Origin of the sequence: Herbaspirillum sp. B65, assembly GCF_000333555.1 — a bacterium.
Lineage (GTDB): Bacteria > Pseudomonadota > Gammaproteobacteria > Burkholderiales > Burkholderiaceae_D > Herbaspirillum > Herbaspirillum rubrisubalbicans.
Map to the genome: position 1 here is coordinate 1 of NZ_BADI01000877.1, position 3,848 is coordinate 3,848.

The 3,848-nt window shown below is 60.8% G+C and carries 4 protein-coding genes and 1 pseudogene; all 5 read left to right on the plus strand.

Annotation, left to right across the window (positions count from 1 at the left end):
* Positions 1-81 precede the first annotated feature (81 nt).
* Positions 82-165, plus strand: a pseudogene (locus tag I5W_RS31555) (30S ribosomal protein S11); the annotation flags it as partial.
* Between the two features lie 149 nt (positions 166-314).
* On the plus strand, positions 315-1,277 hold the full coding sequence (locus I5W_RS20865; RefSeq protein WP_044530673.1) for a sugar-binding transcriptional regulator: 963 nt from the start codon (positions 315-317) through the stop codon (positions 1,275-1,277).
* Positions 1,278-1,346: 69 nt separating this feature from the next.
* Positions 1,347-2,252, plus strand: a complete 906-nt coding sequence (locus I5W_RS20870; protein ID WP_044530674.1) for a carbohydrate kinase family protein — start codon at positions 1,347-1,349, stop codon at positions 2,250-2,252.
* A 17-nt stretch (positions 2,253-2,269) separates the two neighbouring features.
* Complete coding sequence (locus I5W_RS20875; RefSeq protein WP_044530675.1) at positions 2,270-3,367, plus strand: J domain-containing protein; 1,098 nt, start codon at positions 2,270-2,272, stop codon at positions 3,365-3,367.
* 55 nt (positions 3,368-3,422) lie between these two features.
* A partial coding sequence (locus I5W_RS20880) for an RNA 2'-phosphotransferase (RefSeq protein WP_044530676.1) occupies positions 3,423-3,848 on the plus strand: 426 nt, incomplete at its 3' end.

Genomic DNA, 3,848 nt, shown 5'->3' on the forward strand with positions numbered 1-3,848 from the left:
CAGGGTCCGCGCAAGGCCGCTCAATCGCTGAAGAAATAATCCCGGCAGGCGCAAGCACTGGTCGGATTCAAGGAAGAAATTATGGCAAAGTCCCCCAACAACGCAGCAGCATCGCGTGTTCGTAAGAAAGTCAAGAAGAACGTTGCTGAAGGCATCGCGCACGTTATTGAGCAATTGCCCATATTTGACAATAATGAACAGCCCAACTCGCCGTAAAATGGCAGCCCATCGGGGAATTCACCGCAATCAACGTCAGAGAAACAGCACCCGCCCCACCGAGACATACAGGCGCGCGGGCCGCTGGCGAGGAGAACATGTCTAGCAGCGCATCCAAACTGGATCTGGCGGCCCGTGCCGCGTGGATGTACTACGTGGCCGGCAACACCCAGAACGAAATCGCCGAACGGCTCGGCATCTCGCGCCAGATGGCGCAGCGCATGGTGGCCTATGCGGCCGACGCCAATCTGGTGAAGGTGCAGATCGCCCATCCGGTCTCGTCCTGCCTGGAACTGGCGCAAGGCCTGCAGCAGCGCTACGGCCTGCAAGTCTGCCGCGTGGTACCCGGCGCCGGTGGCGCCGCCAACCCCAATGAATCCCAGGAAGTGCAGCAGATGCTGGCCGTGGCCGGGGCCGAACTGATGGAGCAATACCTGAGCTCGCACGCGCCGCTGGTGGTCAACGTCGGTTCCGGCCGCACCTTGAAGGCCGCCATCGAACGCCTGTCCGAACTGGATCGCCCGCAGCACCAGATCGTCTCCATGATCGGCGCCTTCGCCTCCGATGGCTCGGCCAACCGCTATGACGTCGCCCTGCAGGCCGCCGAGAAACTGGGCGCGCGCTTCTACCTGCTGCCCGCCCCACGCGTGGCCGAGAGCGCAAGCGACCGCCAGCAATGGTGCAACCACCGCGCCTACAAGATCGTCACCGGCCTGGCCGCACGCGCCGATGTCACCTTCCTGGGCATCGGCACCATCGCCCTGCAGGGTGCCATGCACGAGGATGGCTTCATCGATGACGATGAAGTCGCCGACCTGCAGCGCCAGGGCGCAGTGGGCGAAATGATCTGCCACGCCTTCGACATCGACGGCGCCATGCTGCCCTCCTCGCTCGCCGCACGCGTGACCACGCCGCCGCTGGCACAGGATCCGCAACGACCGGTGATCGCCTTCTGCGGCGGCAGCAAGAAAGCCGACGCCGTGCGCGCCGCCCTGCGCGGCGGCTGGCTCACCGGGCTGGTCACCGACGAAGCCTGCGCCCGGCACGCCTTGCAGGATTGAATACCGGTTGATACCTGATTTGAATACGCGATTCCACGCCCGATAACGCCAACACCTACGGAGACCAGCATGACCCAGAGCGCCGCATTCGTCGTCTTCGGCGAAGCCCTGACCGATTTCATCCGCCAGCCAGACGGCCAATGGCGCGCCATTCCCGGCGGCGCCTGCTGGAACGTGGCGCGTGCCGCTGCGCGCCTGGGCGTGCCCACCGGTTATGCCGGCAGCGTCAGCACCGATGTCTTCGGCGCCGAACTGTACGCCCTCACGCAAGCGGCCGGGCTGGATATGCGCTTCACCCAGCAATACGCCAAGGCACCGTTACTGGCCATGGTGACCTCGACCACCCCGCCCGATTACTTCTTCATCGGCGACGACAGCGCCGACCTGCATTTCGACGTGCAGCGACTGCCCGCCGGCTGGCTCGATGAAGCACAGGTCCTGCATTTCGGCTGCATCAGCCTGACCCGCGAACCGCTGGCTTCGCGGCTCTTGCAGATCGCCCAGGAAGCCGCCCTGCGCAACAAGAAGATTGCCTTCGACCCCAACTGGCGCAAGCTCATGGATAGCCCCGCCTACGGCATCCTGCTGCGTCGCTTGCTGTCGATTTCGCATTATGTGAAGGTTTCTGACGAAGACCTGGAACACCTCTTCCCCGGCGACAGCCATGCCCTGGGCACCTTGCAGGCGCTGGCTCCGCAAGCCGAGATCCTCTACACCCTGGGCGCCCAGGGAATGCAGTGGATCAAAGGTGAACAAATCATCCAACAACCCGCCTACCGGGTCGAGGTGATCGACACGGTCGGATGCGGCGACGCCTCCATGGGCGGCTGGATCGCCAGCCAGCTACGCCAGCCACAGGCCCCGGCACAGGTACACCTGCAATGCGCAGCCGCTGGCGCCGCCATTGCGGCCTCCAAGGCTGGCGCCTATGCCGCCACCTGGGACGAAGTGCAACAGATGATTGCGCGCGGTTGAACCCCACACACCCGCCCATGAAAAAACCTCCGCAAGCCCTCAGCATCAGCGACCTCGACCAGGAAGCCACCCTCTCCCATGCACAGAAACGATTCAATGACCTGATCAAGCAGATCGGCAAGCGGCGCGCAAGCCTGCTGGAATGGGAGAGCGCCATGGCGGACTTCCAGAAAAAGTATGTCGATCAATTCCTGCCGCTGGATCAGGAACTGCAACAACTGCATCGCAAGCTGGTGCAGCGCCTGCATGAAGCCTGGTCCGAAAAGGGATTGACCAAGGGCGAACGCGCCATGCTTTCCGAGATCATTGCCGACATGGCGCACATGCTGCTGGGCAAAGCCGACGATCCTGAACTGAAGCTCATCTACAACCAGCATAGCGCCTCTGACTATGATCTTGAGGCCAGGTCGGAACTGGACGACGTCAAGCAGGTGATCGAAGAGATGCTCGACATCGATCTGGGCGACGACCTTGGCGAAGGCTCCCCAGAAGAGATCATGCAAAGAATGGAAGCCATACTCGAACAGAAAGAGCGCGAGCAGATGGCTGCCGCGCAAGCGCGCGAAGAACATCGCGCCAGCCGCAAGAAATCGCCACGCCAGCGCGCGGCCGAAGTCAAGCAAGAAACCGAGCGCAAAGAATTGAGCCAATCCATCCGCGAGGTCTACCGCAAACTGGCCAGCGCCCTGCACCCTGACCGCGAACCCGACGCCAGCGAGCGCCAGCGCAAGACCCTGCTGATGCAACAGGTCAACCAGGCCTATGAAAAGAACGACTTGCTGAAGCTACTGGAGTTGCAACTTGAACTGGAGCACATCGACCAGCACGCCATCAACGGCATCAGCGCCGAGCGCCTGAAGCATTACAACCAGATTCTGAAGGAACAACTGGGCGAACTGGATCAGGAAGTGTTCCATGTGGAGCAGCAGTTCAAGCAGACCTATGGACTGCCGCCTTCTGCGCGTGTTTCAGCCAAGACTATCGTGCGCAACCTGAACAAGGACATGAGCCTGATGCGGGAAGACGGCAAGGAGCTACGGTCGGCCTTGGCGTCGTTCGCGGATGTGCAGGAGATCAAGGTTTGGTTGAGGCAGGGGAGACGGAGGGGATTTTGAGGTGACTACTATGGGGTCTGTATCGTATGCGCAGTAAATTGAGGAACAGGTCTATATGAGCAAGCAACTATCTGAAGTCAGCAAGTTTTTAAGCTATGTACTACGGCATCAACCCGATTCAATCGGCATCACGCTGGATCGTGAAGGATGGACGGATATTTCGTCACTGATCACCGCAGCCGCCAATGCCGGCAAGCAGATTGACCGTGCGCTGATTGAAACCGTAACGAAAACCAGTGACAAGAAACGGTTTGCGATTTCCGAGGATGGCTTACGTATTCGCGCCCAACAGGGGCATTCCACCGAGAGCGTGGACATCAACTATGTCGAGAAGACACCGCCTGACCTTCTTTACCACGGTACTGCGACCCGTTTTCTGGAATCCATTCTCAAGCAAGGATTGCTGCCAGGCTCGCGCCATTACGTACATCTGTCGCAGGATGTCCAAACTGCGACAGTCGTTGGGCAGCGCCACGGCAAG

Bases quoted from the DNA above. Each gene is read 5' to 3' on its own strand.
- I5W_RS20870 (WP_044530674.1), top strand. From the start codon at position 1,347: ATGACCCAGAGCGCCGCATTCGTCGTCTTCGGCGAAGCCCTGACCGAT.
- I5W_RS20865 (WP_044530673.1), top strand. From the start codon at position 315: ATGTCTAGCAGCGCATCCAAACTGGATCTGGCGGCCCGTGCCGCGTGG.
- I5W_RS20875 (WP_044530675.1), top strand. From the start codon at position 2,270: ATGAAAAAACCTCCGCAAGCCCTCAGCATCAGCGACCTCGACCAGGAA.